Here is a 17,675-nt window from a genome sequence, read left to right as displayed (position 1 = left end):
CATGAAAGAAAATCTAAAACTCAACCTGATTTGGTTGGTCGCCATTGTCGGGCTCTATGCCTTAATTAGCCTTCTGATTGGGACTGGAGCATTAAACCTTTACTATGTGCAGGTTCTGCAACAGATTGGGATCAATATTATCTTAGCTGTTGGTCTAAACTTGATTGTGGGATTTTCTGGCCAGTTTTCTCTTGGACATGCTGGTTTTATGGCGATTGGCGCCTATACCACAGCTATTTTAGGCTCAAAGATCCCGACTTATGGAGGCTTTTTCCTGACTGTTTTGGTGGGAATGTTGCTGGCTGGTGCTGTCGCGCTACTTGTTGGTATTCCGACCCTTCGTCTCAAGGGAGATTATTTAGCCATAGCAACTCTCGGGGTAGCGGAAATCATCCGAATTTTGATTGTCAATGGAGGCGATATGACCAATGGTCCAAGGGGGATTATGGGGATTCCACCTTTTACAACCTGGCAGTTGGTCTTCATTTTGACAGTTCTGGTGATTGTATTGGTCATGAATTTTTTGAGAAGTCCTATGGGACGTGAAACCTTAGCAGTTCGTGAAGATGAGATTGCAGCAGAATCGATGGGGGTCAACACTACCCAAATTAAGGTAATTGCTTTTGTTATAGGAGCTATGACAGCAGCGATTGCAGGAAGCTTGCAAGCGGGTTACATTGGAACAGTTGTGCCGAAAGACTTCGGCTTGATGACTTCTGTTAATGTACTGATTATAATTGTCTTAGGCGGCTTAGGATCAATGACAGGCTCAGTTGTGGCTGCTGTTGTGCTGGGCATTATTAATGTTCTTTTGCAAAATGTAGCCGATATCCGGATGATTCTTTATTCGCTTGCCTTGATTTTATTGATGATTTTCCGTCCAGGAGGACTTTTAGGAACAAAGGAATTGGCTCTGGCGCCATTGTTTAAGAAAAAGGAGGATCAGTAAATGGCCTTACTTGAAGTAAATCAATTAACCAAACACTTTGGTGGTTTGACGGCAGTTGGAGATGTGACGCTTGAACTTCATCGTGGCGAGCTAGTCGGTCTGATTGGGCCTAATGGGGCTGGTAAAACGACATTGTTTAATTTGTTGACGGGCGTCTATGAACCAAGTGAGGGAACGGTAACCTTGGACGGTAAGTTGCTAAATGGCAAAGCACCGTATAAGATTGCAGCGGCTGGTCTTGGCCGAACTTTTCAAAATATTCGTCTCTTTAAGAACTTGAGTGTCTTGGACAATGTTTTAATTGGAATGGGCAACCATCAATCATCGCATCTTTTGGCTTCTTTTCTTCGTTTGCCATTGTTCTATAAGTCAGAGGCAAGTTTAAAAGAAAAGGCCTTGGAGCTTTTAGCTATTTTCAATTTGGATAAGGATGCCCATGTTCTGGCAAAAAATCTTCCCTACGGGCAACAACGTCGTTTGGAAATTGTCAGAGCCCTAGCTACTGAGCCCAAAATTCTCTTTTTAGATGAACCAGCAGCTGGGATGAATCCGCAAGAAACGGCAGAGTTAACTGCCTTGATTCGCCAATTAAAAGAGCAATTTGATTTGACCATCATGCTGATTGAGCACGACATGAGTTTGGTTATGGAAGTGACAGAGCGCATCTATGTTCTGGAGTATGGTCGTTTGATTGCTCACGGGACACCCGAAGAAATCAAGAACAATAAACGGGTGATTGAAGCTTATCTAGGAGGTGAAGCCTAATGCCGATGTTAACAGTTGAGCAGTTGTCTGTTCACTATGGCGTGATTCAAGCGGTTAAAGAGGTCTCTTTTGAAGTCAATGAGGGAGAAGTGGTCTCCTTGATTGGAGCAAATGGTGCTGGTAAGACATCAATCTTACGAACCATTTCGGGTTTAGTTAGGCCATCTAGCGGTAGGATAACCTTTTTAGATCAAGAAATCCAAAAGGTTCCTGCTCAGAAAATTGTCGCCAGTGGCTTGTCACAAGTTCCAGAAGGTCGGCATGTTTTTTCTGGCCTGACGGTTTTGGAAAACCTTGAAATGGGTGCCTTTCTAAAGAAGGATAGGGAAGAAAATCAATTGAATATGAAGAAGGTTTTCGACCGTTTTCCGCGTCTAGAAGAGCGCAAACACCAGGACGCAGCTACCCTGTCTGGCGGTGAGCAGCAGATGTTAGCTATGGGGCGTGCCCTGATGTCAACACCCAAACTGTTATTACTTGATGAGCCATCAATGGGGCTAGCTCCTATCTTCATTCAAGAGATTTTTGATATCATTCAAGATATTCAACGCCAAGGAACAACAGTCCTTCTCATTGAGCAAAATGCCAATATGGCACTTTCAATTTCGAATCGGGGCTATGTGTTAGAAACGGGCTCTATTGTCTTGACAGGGACTGGTCAGGAACTCTTGGCATCGGATGAGGTCAGAAGGGCCTATCTGGGTGGTTGATAGCGAAAGGACTGCGGTCCTTTTTGTTTTCTAGAAAAATTTCAGCTTAGGAAGTGTATTTTTAACCTTATTTTGTTATGATAGGGAGAAGGAAGAATAAAGGAGTGAATGGTGAAAGAATCAAGGCGGGAAATACAGAAGGCTAGGCGTGAACGGGCGAAAAAGCGAGATCGGGTTATTTTGCTTAGTCTGCTAGGCCTTTTAACGACGATAGTCTTGGCCTTTATTATCACGGAAAGGGAGTCATTCAGCTTTCCTAAATGGACTCTCCCTAAACTAAATTGGTTCCTGGGGGGTGAGGCAAAGGAATCTTCTGAACAGCAGGAAGAGCAGGTCTCAGGGCTTTATGCACCTGGTCAACAGGTAGGATTGAAGGCTTCTGCTAGTCAGACTGCTAACGGAAAATCGCTTGAAGCCTTTAAAAACCGCCTAGCTCTAATCACTAAGGTGGGAAAAGAAAAGAAAAGCGGTCGCCTAATCTACCAACTCCAGTTCAGTGATGATCAAAAGCTTTCTCAGGTCTACGAAGAGGATTTGGAAGTTGTCGAAACCACTTTTACTTTAGGGCAAGAAGTTGAACTTCTAGATAGGGATGGAGCTGCTAGAGTGACTCAAATTAGCCAGGAGCCTTCTGGCTTTGTGTACCAGATCCTGCTAGAGACCGGAGAGGTCTTTGAGGAGCTGACGGATTCTCAGTTGGCCTTTGTCTATGATATTCCGCTCCAAGAATCCTATAGCCCTGCTGAGAATAATCGCTTGATTCAGGAAGCCATAGACCTATCGCAAGACTACACTTTTTCTGTCCTTCGGTTTCCCAAGGGGCGATTCAAAATCGGGTCGCACACGCCAGATCAGGAGTATATTATTCTGAGGTCTAACATTGAGTTGCGGGGCCAGGAAACGACTTTGGAGGTAAATGGCTCGGCACGATGGTACGGCCTAGCAACAGGTCAGACTGCTTTTGACGGGCTGTCGTATTTTCTGATGAATGGTCTCCATGTTGAAGCTAATGATCTAGAAAAAGGTAATCAATTCATCATTATGGCTAATCATGGTCACAGTTGGCAGATCAAGAACAACCGTTTTACTCAGGTTCATCAGATGTCTAGCCATGTATTTGACCTTGGGGGCATTCAATACGCCACTTTTGAGGATAATGTTTTTGAAGGTTATGCACCAGAGTTGACGACAGTTACAGAGTTTGGTGATCGAAATTTGCATAATTTTTATGCGGAGGCTATTCAGCTGGATGAGTCTAGCGTACAGACAGGATGGGATGGTGGCTTCATGACAGCTATTGATCCGAATTACCAATGGAGCTCTATCACTCCAATTATGAGTAGCCATATCACCATCACTAGGAACCAATTTTTGCCTTATTCCCATGAGGGGAAATTGATCGCCTACGGGGCGACGATCGGCCAACACTCTTCTTTAGTTGGACAAGTCTCTATCACCCACAATACTTTCAAAGAAACATTGACCAAGCGCTTCCAAGATCCTAAGAATCCTAATTGGGTATTAGAGCCGATTCATCTCAATTCTACTCAGAACAATGAGATTAGAGATAATGTCTTTGACTAGGGACAAACAAATCTGTCAGGTTTGTCTCAGCTCAAGTTTTTGGTTAGGCTTATAGAGAAAAAAACGCTAAACTAGTGATATAAAAAGAGAGAAGAGGTAAACATATGGGCTATAGTCCTCAAGCGCCTAGGCGCGTAGTTGTCGAAGTTTGGAATGCTATTACGCATGGGTTAGCAGCAGTTTTAAGTTTAATTGGCTTGGCAGTGCTGCTCTTTGGGGCACGTTCGGTAACACAAGTTGTCGCTTATAGTATTTACGGAATCAGCCTGTTTTTGCTATTTTTCTGCTCAACCATGTATCACAGTCTGAGCTTTACTAGAGCGAGAGAGATTTTTCAAAAATTGGATCATTCAGCCATCTATCTCTTGATTGCTGGGACATACACCCCTTATTTGTTACTGGCCATTGCTGATATCAGAGCTTATGTTTTGTTGGGCCTGGTTTGGTTACTGGCGGTGGCAGGAATCGTTTTTGAAATCATAGCTATTGGGAAATTTCCGAAGCTATCAACCTATCTCTATTTGGGGTTGGGATGGCTGTCTCTCCTGATTATTTTGCCCTTAATCCAGTTAGCTGGCTGGCCAGTTTTTTGGCTCTTGCTGGCTGGAGGAATCACCTATTCGTTAGGAACCATTTTTTATAAACAGAAGCATATTGACTGGATGCATATTATTTGGCACCTTTTTGTCATGGGCGGCGCAGGGTTTATGTTTGCTTCTATTATGATTTTGTAGGTCATATATCCTACTAAGGAAGGCTGGGGAACCAGTCTTTTTTTGAAACTGCGGTAAAATTAGTGAAAAAAACGCTAAGAACCTGTATTCATAAAGATGATTTGCGCATGTCTATTCCTTTTCGTTCCCTCAAACGAAAAAGCGTTCGTCTTTGTTTTCTTATGTCAAGGTTCTGACTTGAAATGATCTACTGGACAGTTTCCCTCCTTTTGCACAAGTTGATTAGGCCGGTTTTGGAGTCTATAGAGCTCACAAAACTGATAATCAGAAGTGGTTACCGCCTAAAACGAAAGTTCCTAACTAACTGTGCAGAGGAAATACTAAAAGCGATAAATCGCTAAACGTTTCGCCCAACCACTGCGTCAAGCTGCTTTTTCTAGATAGTTTCAAAAGAGCACACTTTTGCCCAGTCTCAACTCTAAGACCGAAGGGAGGAAAAAGGAGAGGGCAATGGGCAATAGCAACGATGAATACAGAGCTGATGGGAGTGAGTAGTCGGCGATTACTAAAGGTTACTGATTTAATGTCAAAGGATGCAATTCTTCACCTTCTGCATTAAGTTCATTTCTTAAAATGGCACAAGCTTATTTCATTTTTCTTTTCTTATTGATGTTTAGCTTTAAACGAGAAAAGGAAAGATGAAGCTGCTTTATTCCTATTCATTTATCCTTGAATAGGAGGAAGATGATGTAGCAAGGCTACTAATTCTAAATCAAATTTTCTAGAATGGGCAACTAACTAAGACTATAAACTTGCACAGGGCAAAGGTCCGATGATCGTGGAGGCTAGCTGAACTGAAAAAACTCCTGCCAAGAAGTTGGCAGGAGTATAAAAGACGCGTTGGGGCTAACGCGTCTTTCCCTTTTGATAGTGTCTGAAGAGGTGAAACCCCTTTAAGCCTAGAATCCCAAGAGGGATAGCTAGAGCAAAAGCTAGTAGGGAGTGGACATTCAGTGCCGATAAAATAAAGACAGCTAGGACGCTAGCCACGGCAAAAATAGCCACATTAACAAAAAACAAGAGGTCGTTGAGTTGTGTGCTGGTGTTGTCGTCTGTTTCGTAATCTTGATAAGAAGGAGCAGGCTTAGGATAGGCTTGCTCAATCGGAAATTCATCGTACTTATAATCTCTTAGTGCCATAATCTCTCCTTGAGGTTCCTTACTATCATATCATAAAATAGTTAAATTTATATTACAATTATGTAACAAAGCCTGTAATATCATCTTAAACCACTCATTTTAGGCTAGTAAATTGTGATTTTTTTCGCTATAATAGAGCTATGAAAAAGATTACGATAACAGCGACAGCAGAGAGTGTAGAACAGGCCAAAAACTTATTGGCCCTAGGTGTTGATAGGATTTATGTTGGTGAGTCTCAATTTGGCTTGCGGCTTCCTCGCCCTTTTCATGATGATGAATTGAGAGAAGTAGCAGACTTGGCTCATCAAGAAGGTAAAGCTATTACTGTAGCGGTCAATGCCTTGATGCATCAAGATATGATGGATCAAATCAAGCCTTATCTGGATTTTTTGGTAGAAATAGGGGCGGATTATTTAACGGTTGGAGATACGGGTGTTTTTTATGTTTTGAAAAGAGATGGGTACCCCTTTAAAGCCATCTATGATACTTCTGTCATGGCAACCAGCAGCCGTCAATTGAATTTCTGGGGGCAGCATGGGGCGACAGAAGCTGTCTTAGCCAGAGAAATCCCATCAGCAGAACTTTTTGAAATCGCTGATAATTTGGAGATTCCTGCGGAGATTTTGGTCTATGGCGCCTCAGTTATCCACCATTCTAAACGCCCTCTTTTGCAAAATTATTACCATTTTACAGGCATTGAGGACGGAATTGACAAGGATAGGGGCCTCTTTTTAGCTGAGCCTAAGAAACCAGATACCCATTACTCTATTTTTGAAGATGGTCATGGAACCCATATCTTTATGAATAATGACATTGATCTGATGAGCAAGCTGATAGAGTTAGTAGCGCATGGGTTTACCCATTGGAAATTAGATGGGATCTATTGTCCGGGGCAAGATTTTGTGGCGATTGTGGAGTGTTTTATGAAGGCGAAAACTGCGATTGAAGCTGGAACCTTTACCCAAGAAGAGGCACTCTTGTTGGATGAGGAAGTGCAGCGTCACCATCCTGCGGGAAGAGGCTTAGATACAGGCTTTTATGAGTTTGACCCTAATGCAGTTAAGTAGCACTAGTTTGTTGTTCTCTAGTATCACGGAACGCTGAGGGGGCAACTATTTGTGGATTAAGGCGTTAATGGAAGGGGATTGCGAGATTTCTTAAAAAGATATTTCTAGGATGAATGCAGTTGTCCTTGAAATCGGTATTTTGCGAGTTTGTGCTTGGCGTAGATAAATGCTTCACAAGTTGATCATTACAAGTTTTTCTAGACATGCCTTAACGCTTTTCTAAACTCTCAGTTCCTAAATAAAACAGGACCTTGAAAATATGTTACAATAACACTATGGAAAGAATGAATGAATTAGTGGTTCTGTTAAACCAGTATGCAGAAGCCTATTATACTAAGGATGCGCCTTTAGTATCAGATCAAGAGTATGATCATCTCTACCGCGAATTGGTAGCCTTGGAAGAAAGCAATCCCGAAGCGATTTTGCCAGATAGCCCTACGCATCGCGTTGGTGGGAAAATTTTATCAGGCTTTGAAAAATATACTCACGAGTATCCGCTTTATAGTTTGCAGGATGCTTTTTCACGTACAGAGCTAGAAGCTTTTGATCAAAGGGTTAAAAAAGCTTTTCCTGAAGCAACTTATCTGTGTGAATTAAAAATTGATGGTCTATCTATTTCATTGACCTATGTTGATGGTATTTTGACAGTTGGTGCGACCAGAGGAGATGGCTCGATTGGTGAAAATATCACTGAAAACCTTAAACGGGTAGCGGATATTCCGCTGCGTCTTCCTGAGCCAGTGAGTCTAACGGTGCGCGGAGAGTGCTACATGCCCAAGGCTTCTTTTGAACGGATTAACCGCCAGCGTCAAGAAGCAGGAGAAACGATTTTTGCTAACCCACGTAATGCGGCAGCAGGAACTTTGCGGCAATTGGATACAGGAATCGTTGCTGGTCGAGGGCTAGCGACCTATCTTTATCAGGAAGCTGGATCAAGTGAGCGCATCAGTCAAGAAGAAGTCCTACAAAATTTAGCTCATCTAGGTTTTTCTACCAATAGTGACTACGTTTTGGCCCAAGATTTGGATCAAGTCTGGGAGTTTATCACAAGAATTGATGAGAAACGGCACGAACTACCTTACGATATTGATGGTATTGTCATCAAGGTCAATCAGCTGGATTTGCAAGAGAAGCTAGGATTCACTGTGAGGGCACCACGTTGGGCGGTTGCCTATAAGTTTCCTGCTGAAGAGAAGGAGGCTCAAATCTTGTCAGTGGATTGGACGGTCGGTCGAACAGGGGTTGTGACACCAACAGCTAATCTGACTCCAGTGACATTAGCAGGAACCACGGTTAGCCGTGCAACGCTTCATAATGTGGACTATATCGCTGACAAGGACATCCGAATCGGAGATACGGTTATCGTCTACAAGGCAGGAGATATTATACCTGCTGTGCTCCAGGTTGTCCTGCGTGATAGGCAGGAGCAGTCACCCATGCTGATTCCTGAGACCTGTCCATCTTGTGAGGAACCTTTGATACATTATGAGGATGAGGTAGCCTTGAGGTGTATCAATCCTCTGTGCTCTGCTCAGATTAAGGAGCGCTTACGGCATTTTGCAAGCCGTGATGCTATGAATATTTCAGGGCTTGGTCCTTCTGTAGTGGATAAGCTCTTTGACCATCATCTTATTCAGGATGTGGCAGGACTTTATCGCCTAAGATTAGAAGACTTGCTCAAGCTTCCTAATATCAAGGAAAAATCAGCAACCAAGCTCCTAGACGCTATCGAGCAGTCAAAAGCCAATTCGGCAGAGAAAGTTCTCTTCGGTTTAGGGATTCGGCATGTGGGAAGCAAAGCTTCTAAATTAGTGCTTGAAACCTTTGGCGATTTAGAGAACCTAGCCCATGCTGAAGAGGAGGCTATCGCTGCAATTCCGGGTTTGGGCAAGGTAATTGCTCAAAGTTTGCGGACTTACTTTGAGGCGGATGGGGCTAAAGCCCTTTTAGCAGAGTTGAAAGAAGCTGGTGTCAATCTAGTCTTCAAAGGTTTGAGAGTGACTGATACAGCTCCTTTGGCTGGGCAGGTAGTCGTTTTGACTGGAAAACTAGAACGCCTGACCCGTAATGAAGCCAAGGAAAAATTAGAAGCTTTAGGAGCTAGTGTTACAGGGTCGGTTTCGAAAAAGACCAATTTAGTAGTGGCAGGAGCAGATGCGGGCAGTAAATTAGCAAAGGCACAAGCTTTAGGCATCCCAATTCAAGATGAGAAATGGCTAGAAAGTCTTTAGGAGATAGTATGACACAAGGACAGGTTTTGAAGGCAAGGTTGATTTATAATCCCACCTCAGGCCAAGAAATCATGAAGAAACATGTAGCAGAGGTGCTTCATGTTTTGGAGAACTCAGGATATGAAACATCTGCCTTTCAGACGACGGCAGATCCAGAGTCTGCCAAACAGGAAGCCCGACGAGCAGGTCTAGCTGGTTTTGATTTGGTGATTGCAGCTGGAGGAGACGGTACCATTAATGAGGTGGTCAATGGTATTGCTCCTCTGGAGAAACGCCCTAAGATGGCGATTATTCCAACAGGGACGACGAATGATTATGCTAGGGCGCTCAAGATCCCAAGAGGAAATCCGGTTGCGGCAGCTAAGATCATTGCTAAAAATCAGACCATCAAGATGGATATTGGCTTGGCTAGAGGAGAAGACTATTTCATCAATATCGCAGCGGCAGGAACACTGACCGAATTGACCTATAGTGTACCTAGTCAGTTAAAAACGGTTTTTGGCTACCTGGCTTATGTGGTCAAGGGAGCGGAGCTTTTGCCTAAAATCGAATACACTCCGGTCAAGGTAACTCATGACCAAGGGGTCTTTGAAGGGAAAATTTCCATGCTTTTTGCAGCTCTGACCAATACAATCGGTGGCTTTGAACAGATTGCACCCGATGCCAAATTGGATGATGGCAATTTTACCCTGATCATGGTCAAGACCAACAATCTATTTGAAATTTTGCACCTGATACGTTTGGTCTTGCAAGGGGGCAAGCACGTTGATCATTCTAAAGTAGAATACATCAAGACCAGTTACATCCATATCGAGCCACAGGTCAGTCCTGGGCAACGTCACATGATGATTAACCTAGATGGCGAGTACGGTGGAGATGCTCCGATTGAGCTGCGAAACCTTAGCAATCATATTGAATTTTTCTGTAACACGGATGAAATCTCAGATGAAGCTTTCACGCAGGATAGTTTTGAACGTGAGATTGAAGAAAATATCCAACGTTTTGAGCAAGAGGCAGAGGAGATTGATTCTTATTAAAGACAAGTGCTAAGCTTTGGTTTCAGCAGGAACCGAAGCTTATTTGAAGCTATAAAAAAATAGGGCGCCTGTTTCTACTTTTTTGTATTTGACCCCAAAACCCATCTCCCGCTGTTTAGCATCTGTAATCGGTGGAGACTGGAGTAAGCTTCCTTTTTTGATTGTGACGCCACTAAGGTCTGGGAGGAGAGGGTTTGGGAACAGAATTGACTTCGTTTTTACAGCTCTAAAACAGGAAACCGAGTGTTGTTCGACCGATCTGAAGTCTCAAACCGTTCAATCTAGTCTATTTGAGCTGTGCGGAGGTGGATGGAAAAAGAGACTTTTACGGAATCATCGATTGGTATCCTAACCTTGACTATTGTTGCTTATCTGGTAGCTATACGCGATACATATCGTACGAGAAACTATCATAAATGGTGGATCAAAGAGTTGATCAGAGGAGTGCTGACCTCTAACTACTGATTTTTACTCAAGAGAAAGAGTCAATTTCTCGTGAGCAAAACGCTTTCTTGTTTGCTTTTCATTGACAAAGTGAGAAAATAGGACTAAACTAAGGGAGTAAATTTTTATTTGGAGGCATAAATATGAACTTAGGGATTCTCGCGCTTGGTCTAGCAACACTTGGTGTAGGTATCGGGGTTGGGACCATGGTGAGCCGTTTCTTTACTGCTGCAGCCCGTCAGCCAGAGATGTATGACAAGCTATTTACAACGCTTTTTGTAGGGGTAGCATTTATTGAGGGGTCTTACTTTATCACTTTAGCGATGGCTTTTGTGTTGAAGTAATGCGCAAAACGCTAAGGAGGTATCTCGCTTGGAAACCCATACTCCCAAATTTGATTTTGGTCCGATTACCTTTGATTTGACGGTTTTAGCCATGACCATCTTGACAGTTGTACTGGTTTTTTCTTTCGTGTTATGGGCTAGTCGGACAATGACCTTGAAACCGAATGGAAAGCAAAATGTGCTGGAGTGGATCTATGAATTTGTCATTAAGGTCATTTCTCCAAACTTAGGTCAGACTTACGCCAAACAATACTCCCTTTTTTATTTCACACTCTTTACCTTCTTGGTACTTGCCAATAATTTAGGCTTGGTTGCTAAAATCGAAGGGCACCATGAGTTGAGTTACTGGATGTCACCGACGGCTAATATGTTTTATGCGTTAGCTCTTTCTTTGATGATTTCCCTCTATAACAACTATCAATCTCTAAAAATTAATGGAGCGAAGGGGTTCTTCAAGGAGTTTATCACACCTCCTGCCATGACTTTTTTTCATGTGATGGAAGAATTCACCAATATTCTTTCCTTGGGATTGCGGCTTTTTGGGAATATTTTTGCAGGGGAAGTGGTCATCGATTTGATTTTGAAGATGTCACAGATTAACATTTTGACAGGACCTTTGGGATTTGTGTTGAGTTTAGTCTGGATTGGTTTTTCAGTCTTTATTTCGTGTTTACAGGCCTATGTCTTTGTTTTGTTGTCCTCTATGTATTTAGGCAAGAAAATTAATCATCACGAGCAATAGAAATGGAAGGAATAATATGTTAACAATTGTAGGATCTTCTGCCTTGGGGACCATGATCGGGCATTTTATCATCGTGACAGGAGCCTTTACGTTGCTTTTTGTCCTTTTGCGTTTGTTTGCTTGGGAGAAGATTACTGGAATTTTTGAAAAAAGGGCCCAGTATATTACCGAAGAGATCGATCGCGCTGAAGAGGCTAAAAAAGAAGCGACAGCCCTTGTGCGACAACGTCAGGCAGAATTATCAGACGTTCGAAAGGTGGCAGATGGTATTTTGCTTGAAGCCAAGCAGACTGGGGAAGCTATGAAAAGTCGGCTGCTTGCAGATGCGGAAAAGCAGGTTGAACAGATGAAGGAAAAGGCTGAGAAAGACATCGCTCGAAAACAAGCAGAAGCGTTGGCGGCCATGCGCGAAGAAGTGTCTACGATGTCTTTAGAACTAGCTCAGCAAATCTTGATGAAAGAACTTGATCCGATGGCACAGAGTGACTTAATTGACCGCTATTTGGAAAAATTAGGAGAATAAGATGGATGCAAATCAATTTGATGCCGTACTGAAATATTCTCAGGATTTGGTTCGACAAGCGAGAAAGGAAGCAAACCTGGCAGAATTTTTTAAGGAGGTTCGTCAGGTTTTAAATGTTTTTGACCAGCAAAATCTGGAGAAATTCTTTGCTAACCAGACGATTGGTAAGCAAGATAAAATGAGTATTTTGCACTTGTTTCAAGAGGAACTTTCACCGATATTGGCTGCTTTTTTCGACCAAATTATCTTGAAACAGGAGTACGAATTACTCTATCCAAGTTTGGCTGAAGTAATCCAACATTCACAGACCGCTATGGGACAGTATGATATGAAGTTGTCTACAGTTGTTCCATTTACAGCTAGTCAAAAATTGAAACTAATTGAGAAAACGGAAAAACTCTTAGGCTTGAAAGTGCGTCAAGTCTATGAAGAGATTCGTCCAGAATTGATGGGAGGCTTTGTGGTCGAAGTCAATCACAAGGTGATTGATGCCAGTGTCCGTCATCAGTTACAAACAATCGAACATGAGATGAAATAGGAAGTGGTGCTGTTTTGGCTCTTAACACACAGGAAATTTCTGCTTTAATCAAGCAACAACTGGATGGCTTTAAGCCAAGTTTTGAAGTGACAGAAACAGGTGTTGTCACCTATGTCGGAGATGGGATTGCGCGTGCGCAAGGTCTAGAGAAAGCGATGAGTGGCGAGTTGCTACGCTTTGCTAATGGTTCTTTTGGGATGGCGCAAAACCTAGAAACGAATGATGTCGGTATTATTATTTTAGGCGATTTTACAGGTATTCGAGAGGGAGATACTGTCACTCGAACAGGGAAAATCATGGAGGTTCCTGTCGGAGAAGCCTTGATTGGTCGAGTGGTTAACCCTTTGGGGCAGCCGGTAGATGGACTTGGGGTAATCAAGACTAAAAGAACTCGCCCTGTGGAGGCAGCGGCGCCTGGCGTTATGCAACGGAAGTCTGTTAAAGAACCTTTTCAGACAGGGATAAAGGCGATTGATGCCCTGGTTCCAATTGGTCGTGGGCAGCGAGAGTTGATTATTGGAGACCGCCAGACTGGTAAGACGTCTATCGCTATTGATGCGATCCTAAACCAAAAGGAGCAGGATGTCATTTGTATCTATGTTGCCATTGGTCAGAAAGAATCAACTGTTCGAACTCAGGTTGAGACCTTACGACGCTATGGGGCATTGGACTATACTATTGTGGTGACGGCCTCAGCCTCACAACCGTCTCCGTTGCTCTTTTTGGCACCTTATGCGGGAGTGGCCATGGCCGAGGAATTCATGTATCAAGGTAAGCACGTCCTGATTGTTTACGATGACTTGTCTAAACAGGCAGTGGCCTACAGGGAATTATCGCTCTTGCTTCGTCGCCCACCGGGACGTGAGGCCTATCCAGGGGATGTGTTCTATCTCCATAGTCGCCTTTTGGAGCGGTCAGCCAAAGTGTCCGATGAGCTAGGAGGAGGTTCGATTACGGCCCTGCCCTTTATCGAAACCCAGGCCGGAGATATTTCAGCCTATATTGCAACCAATGTCATTTCCATCACGGATGGCCAAATTTTCCTCAAGGATAATCTGTTTAACTCAGGGATTCGGCCAGCGCTTGATGCGGGGTCATCTGTCTCTCGTGTCGGTGGCTCGGCTCAAATTAAGGCTATGAAGAAGGTGGCTGGGACCTTGCGGATTGATTTGGCTTCCTATAGGGAGTTGGAAGCCTTTACGCAGTTTGGTTCAGATCTAGATGCGGCAACCCAGGCTAAGTTGAATCGTGGACGCCGGACGGTTGAAGTGCTCAAACAACCCTTGCATCAGCCGATTCCTGTGGAGAAGCAAGTTGTTCTTCTCTATGCTCTGACACATGGTTTCCTTGATACGGTGCCTGTTCAAGATATTTTGACTTTTGAGAGTCAATTATATGATTACTTTGACCTGCACCATGATGATTTATTGAGCCATATTCGTGAGACCAAAGATTTGCCAGACGAAGCTGTCCTAGATGCTGCCATTCGCAGTTTTAAGGCGGAGGCTTCTTATAAATAGAACGACAGGAGTAAGGAATGGGAAATTCTCTCAATGAGATCAAATCTCGGATTGCATCCACCCAGAAAACCAGCCATATTACAGGTGCTATGCATATGGTAGCTGTTTCGCGTTTAGCTAGGTCGGAGACCCATGCCAAATCATTTCAAATCTATACTCAAAAAATTCGCCAGATTACAACGGACCTTATGCAGGCAGAGCTGATTAAGGGGACGACCAATCCCATGCTGATTGAACGGGAGATCAAAAAGACAGCTTACTTGATTATCACCTCTGATAAGGGGTTAGTAGGTAGTTACAATTCAACCATCCTCCGTTCTGTTATGGAGATGATCGATCAGGATCATGAGTCGCCAGACGAGTATGCGGTTCTATGTCTTGGTGGAATTGGAGCGGATTTTTTAAAGGTTCGTGGGATTACACCTATTTTTGAGCTAAGAGGCTTATCGGATCATCCGAGTTTTGAAGAGGTGCGGCAGATTATCATGACTGCTTTAGACATGTATCAAAACGAGCTCTTTGATGCTCTCTATGTCTGCTACACCCACCATATTAATAGTTTGACCAGCCAGGTACGAGTGGAGCAGATGTTGCCGATTGCCCATCTGGATCCGAACGAGGCAGATGGCTACACTAAGACCTTTGATTTGGAACCTGACCGTGATACCATTCTGGAACAGTTGTTACCACAGTATGCAGAATCTATGATTTATGGGGCGATTGTTGATGCTAAAACAGCTGAGAGTGCTGCCAGCATGACAGCTATGCAGGCAGCAACCGATAATGCCAAGCAGATTATTTCAGACTTGACCATTCAGTATAATCGTGCCCGCCAGGCTGGAATCACACAGGAAATCACTGAGATTGTTAGTGGCGCTAATGCCATTTCGTAAAAAGGAGAGAGGAAGAAGATGAGTTCAGGAAAAATTACGCAGGTGATTGGGCCTGTTGTAGATGTTTATTTTGAGCCAGAAGCGAAAATCCCTGATATCAATAATGCTCTAGTTGTTTATAAGACGGACGGTTCAAAGGAGAAAGTTGTCCTTGAAGTCGCCCTAGAACTTGGAGACGGTGTGGTGAGAACGATTGCCATGACGGCCACAGAAGGTTTGACTAGGGGACTTGAAGTGTTAGATACGGGCCGTCCTATTTCTGTACCAGTCGGGAAAGAAACCCTAGGCCGAGTATTTAATGTCTTGGGAGACACTATCGATTTGGAACCTGTTTTGGCCAGCGAGATCAAGCGTGAGCCCATTCATAAAAAAGCACCGACCTTTGATCAGTTGTCGACTTCAACTGAGATTTTGGAAACAGGTATCAAGGTGATTGATCTCTTGGCCCCCTATCTGAAAGGCGGTAAGGTTGGTCTCTTTGGAGGAGCAGGGGTCGGTAAGACCGTACTGATCCAAGAATTGATTCACAATATCGCCCAGGAGCATGGTGGCATTTCAGTTTTTACAGGTGTTGGTGAACGTACCCGTGAGGGGAATGACCTTTATTGGGAAATGAAGGAATCTGGTGTCATTGAAAAGACTGCTATGGTCTTTGGTCAGATGAATGAGCCACCAGGTGCTCGGATGCGGGTTGCTCTGACGGGTTTGACGCTGGCAGAATATTTCCGTGATGTGGAAGGTCAGGATGTGCTGCTCTTCATAGATAATATCTTCCGCTTTACTCAGGCGGGGTCAGAAGTCTCTGCGCTTCTAGGGCGGATGCCGTCTGCGGTTGGTTATCAACCGACTTTGGCTACAGAAATGGGGCAGTTGCAGGAACGCATTACGTCAACAGAGAGAGGATCGGTGACCTCGATTCAGGCCATCTATGTGCCAGCGGACGACTACACTGACCCAGCACCTGCGACGGCTTTTGCTCATTTGGATTCGACAACCAACTTGGAACGTAAACTCACCCAGTTAGGGATTTATCCTGCTGTGGATCCTTTGGCTTCAAGTTCTCGAGCTTTGGCACCTGAGATCGTTGGAGAGGAGCATTATCAAGTTGCAACCGAGGTTCAGCGTGTCTTGCAACGTTACCACGAACTGCAGGATATCATCGCTATTTTGGGGATGGATGAGTTGTCAGAGGAGGAAAAGACTCTTGTCGCAAGGGCGCGCCGGATCCAATTTTTCCTTTCCCAGAATTTCAATGTGGCTGAGCAGTTTACTGGAATTCCGGGTTCCTATGTTCCGGTTGAAGAAACGGTTCGTGGTTTCAAGGAAATCTTAGAGGGTAAACACGATCGTCTGCCAGAAGATGCTTTCCGAAATGTAGGGACAATCGAAGATGTGGTTAAAAAAGCCTCTCAGATGCAATTGTAGGAGGCTAGGTTGTGAAACAGATGACGGTTCAAATTGTGACTCCTGATGGGGTGCGGTATGATCACCATGCGACCTATGTTCAGTGTCGGACTAGCGTTGGGGAAATGGGAATTTATCCAGGTCATTCCAACCTGATTGCCCCTTTAGAGATTGCAGAAATCAAGGTACGTCGGATTGATGATGACAATCATGTCGATTGGATTGCTGTCAATGGTGGAATCATTGAGGTTGCGGACGATTTGATTACCATTGTGTCAGATTCGGCTGAACGCGAAAGAGACATTGATGTCTCCAGAGCAGAGCGTGCCAAACTGGTGGCAGAGCAGGAAATCCAACGTGCCCAGGCAGCCCATTCCATTGATCAAGAACGTCGCGCGCGGGTCGCTCTTCAGCGTGCCATCAACCGCATTCATGTGGGAAGGCATTGAAATAAGTATTATTTGTATGGAATTAATTTATTAGTTTAATTAGCTGTCAAATTAATAAAATAATTATTTGTTACTATGATTCTAAGTAAGTTATAACTAATCTGTTCTTTAAAAAACAAAAATGATTGTGTTAATATATTGATTTATACTAGTACTGTCTGCGGGTAGATATCTTATCAGTTTTATAGTGGATTGAGAAAGGAATAGGACAAGGCAAGTCAATGCAGATAGAACCTAGGTTCATCAAAGAGACTTAACGATGTCCTAACATTTATTCAATTCACTATAACTTTCTTATAATATTTTTAGAGTTTAAGAGATTATAAAATAGTCCTGATCGTTGTACGATCAGGACTATTTCGATCCTGAGACATCTATACTCTATTTGAATAGGCGCCTAATTTCTATGCAAAGAAATAGAATTATTATAACTCATTTATATCTTGACAGTCTTTTCAAAAAAGGAAAAATAAGTGCCTCATTGTCAACTGTAGTGGGTTGACCAATCTAACATCGAGAGAGGACAAGCTTTGTCTTCTCTTGTTTTATGTTTATCGCAATGAAAATGCGAGTTTTGAAGTTTTCAAAGTTCCGAAACCCA

General features: G+C 43.5%; 17 protein-coding genes. 16 read left to right on the top strand and 1 reads right to left on the bottom strand.

Annotated features, from left to right (window positions below):
- Position 1: 1 nt before the first annotated feature.
- The 5 genes from HF992_RS05610 to trhA all read left to right on the top strand — a co-directional run bounded on the left by HF992_RS05610 (position 2) and on the right by trhA (position 4,742).
- A complete protein-coding gene (locus HF992_RS05610) occupies positions 2–949 on the top strand; it encodes a branched-chain amino acid ABC transporter permease (RefSeq protein WP_168549080.1) in 948 nt (315 codons plus the stop codon).
- Complete coding sequence (locus HF992_RS05605) at positions 950–1,714, top strand: ABC transporter ATP-binding protein (protein ID WP_168549079.1); 765 nt, start codon at positions 950–952, stop codon at positions 1,712–1,714. It begins immediately after the preceding gene.
- Positions 1,714–2,424 carry an ABC transporter ATP-binding protein gene (locus tag HF992_RS05600; protein ID WP_168549078.1) on the top strand — a complete coding sequence of 237 codons (711 nt, stop codon included), beginning with the start codon at positions 1,714–1,716 and terminating at the stop codon, positions 2,422–2,424. The genes HF992_RS05605 and HF992_RS05600 overlap by 1 nt, the downstream gene beginning before the upstream one ends.
- A 111-nt stretch (positions 2,425–2,535) precedes the next feature.
- Positions 2,536–4,008, top strand: a complete 1,473-nt coding sequence (locus HF992_RS05595; RefSeq protein ID WP_168549077.1) for a hypothetical protein — start codon at positions 2,536–2,538, stop codon at positions 4,006–4,008.
- Between the two features lie 104 nt (positions 4,009–4,112).
- Complete coding sequence (trhA, locus tag HF992_RS05590) at positions 4,113–4,742, top strand: PAQR family membrane homeostasis protein TrhA (RefSeq protein WP_168549076.1); 630 nt, start codon at positions 4,113–4,115, stop codon at positions 4,740–4,742.
- A gap of 846 nt (positions 4,743–5,588) precedes the next feature.
- On the opposite strand, the gene HF992_RS05585 is transcribed toward trhA, so the two are convergent.
- The gene (locus HF992_RS05585; RefSeq protein ID WP_168549075.1) at positions 5,589–5,882 is read right to left on the bottom strand and encodes a DUF3270 family protein; all 294 of its coding nucleotides are present in this window, start codon (positions 5,880–5,882) and stop codon (positions 5,589–5,591) included.
- 140 nt (positions 5,883–6,022) lie between these two features.
- Here HF992_RS05585 and HF992_RS05580 point away from each other — a divergent pair, with 140 nt between their 5' ends.
- The 11 genes from HF992_RS05580 (at position 6,023) to HF992_RS05530 (ending at position 17,074) form a co-directional block, all read left to right on the top strand.
- Positions 6,023–6,949, top strand: coding sequence for a peptidase U32 family protein (locus HF992_RS05580; protein ID WP_168549074.1), 927 nt, complete (start codon positions 6,023–6,025; stop codon positions 6,947–6,949).
- A gap of 275 nt (positions 6,950–7,224) precedes the next feature.
- Positions 7,225–9,180 carry an NAD-dependent DNA ligase LigA gene (gene ligA / locus HF992_RS05575; protein WP_246201246.1) on the top strand — a complete coding sequence of 652 codons (1,956 nt, stop codon included), beginning with the start codon at positions 7,225–7,227 and terminating at the stop codon, positions 9,178–9,180.
- An 8-nt stretch (positions 9,181–9,188) separates the two neighbouring features.
- Entirely contained in the window at positions 9,189–10,217 is a 1,029-nt protein-coding gene (locus tag HF992_RS05570) for a diacylglycerol kinase family lipid kinase (protein WP_168549073.1), read from the top strand.
- A gap of 587 nt (positions 10,218–10,804) precedes the next feature.
- The gene (atpE, locus tag HF992_RS05565) at positions 10,805–11,005 is read left to right on the top strand and encodes an ATP synthase F0 subunit C (RefSeq protein ID WP_018373242.1); all 201 of its coding nucleotides are present in this window, start codon (positions 10,805–10,807) and stop codon (positions 11,003–11,005) included.
- A 28-nt stretch (positions 11,006–11,033) separates the two neighbouring features.
- Positions 11,034–11,747, top strand: coding sequence for a F0F1 ATP synthase subunit A (atpB, locus tag HF992_RS05560; RefSeq protein ID WP_168549072.1), 714 nt, complete (start codon positions 11,034–11,036; stop codon positions 11,745–11,747).
- Positions 11,748–11,763: 16 nt separating this feature from the next.
- Positions 11,764–12,270, top strand: coding sequence for a F0F1 ATP synthase subunit B (gene atpF / locus HF992_RS05555; protein WP_168549071.1), 507 nt, complete (start codon positions 11,764–11,766; stop codon positions 12,268–12,270).
- Between the two features lies 1 nt (position 12,271).
- Positions 12,272–12,808 carry a F0F1 ATP synthase subunit delta gene (locus tag HF992_RS05550; protein ID WP_168549070.1) on the top strand — a complete coding sequence of 179 codons (537 nt, stop codon included), beginning with the start codon at positions 12,272–12,274 and terminating at the stop codon, positions 12,806–12,808.
- Between the two features lie 14 nt (positions 12,809–12,822).
- A complete protein-coding gene (gene atpA, locus HF992_RS05545; protein ID WP_168549069.1) occupies positions 12,823–14,328 on the top strand; it encodes a F0F1 ATP synthase subunit alpha in 1,506 nt (501 codons plus the stop codon).
- 17 nt (positions 14,329–14,345) lie between these two features.
- On the top strand, positions 14,346–15,221 hold the full coding sequence (locus HF992_RS05540; RefSeq protein WP_168549068.1) for a F0F1 ATP synthase subunit gamma: 876 nt from the start codon (positions 14,346–14,348) through the stop codon (positions 15,219–15,221).
- 18 nt (positions 15,222–15,239) lie between these two features.
- Positions 15,240–16,646 (top strand): F0F1 ATP synthase subunit beta, encoded by a 1,407-nt coding sequence (gene atpD / locus HF992_RS05535; protein WP_168549067.1) that lies wholly within the window; start codon positions 15,240–15,242, stop codon positions 16,644–16,646.
- Between the two features lie 11 nt (positions 16,647–16,657).
- Complete coding sequence (locus tag HF992_RS05530) at positions 16,658–17,074, top strand: F0F1 ATP synthase subunit epsilon (RefSeq protein WP_168549066.1); 417 nt, start codon at positions 16,658–16,660, stop codon at positions 17,072–17,074.
- Positions 17,075–17,675: the final 601 nt, after the last annotated feature.

This window comes from Streptococcus ovuberis (assembly GCF_012396585.1).
Taxonomy (GTDB): domain Bacteria; phylum Bacillota; class Bacilli; order Lactobacillales; family Streptococcaceae; genus Streptococcus; species Streptococcus ovuberis.
Note: the sequence above shows the minus strand (reverse complement) of the source record. Positions and strands in the feature narration are given on the sequence as shown.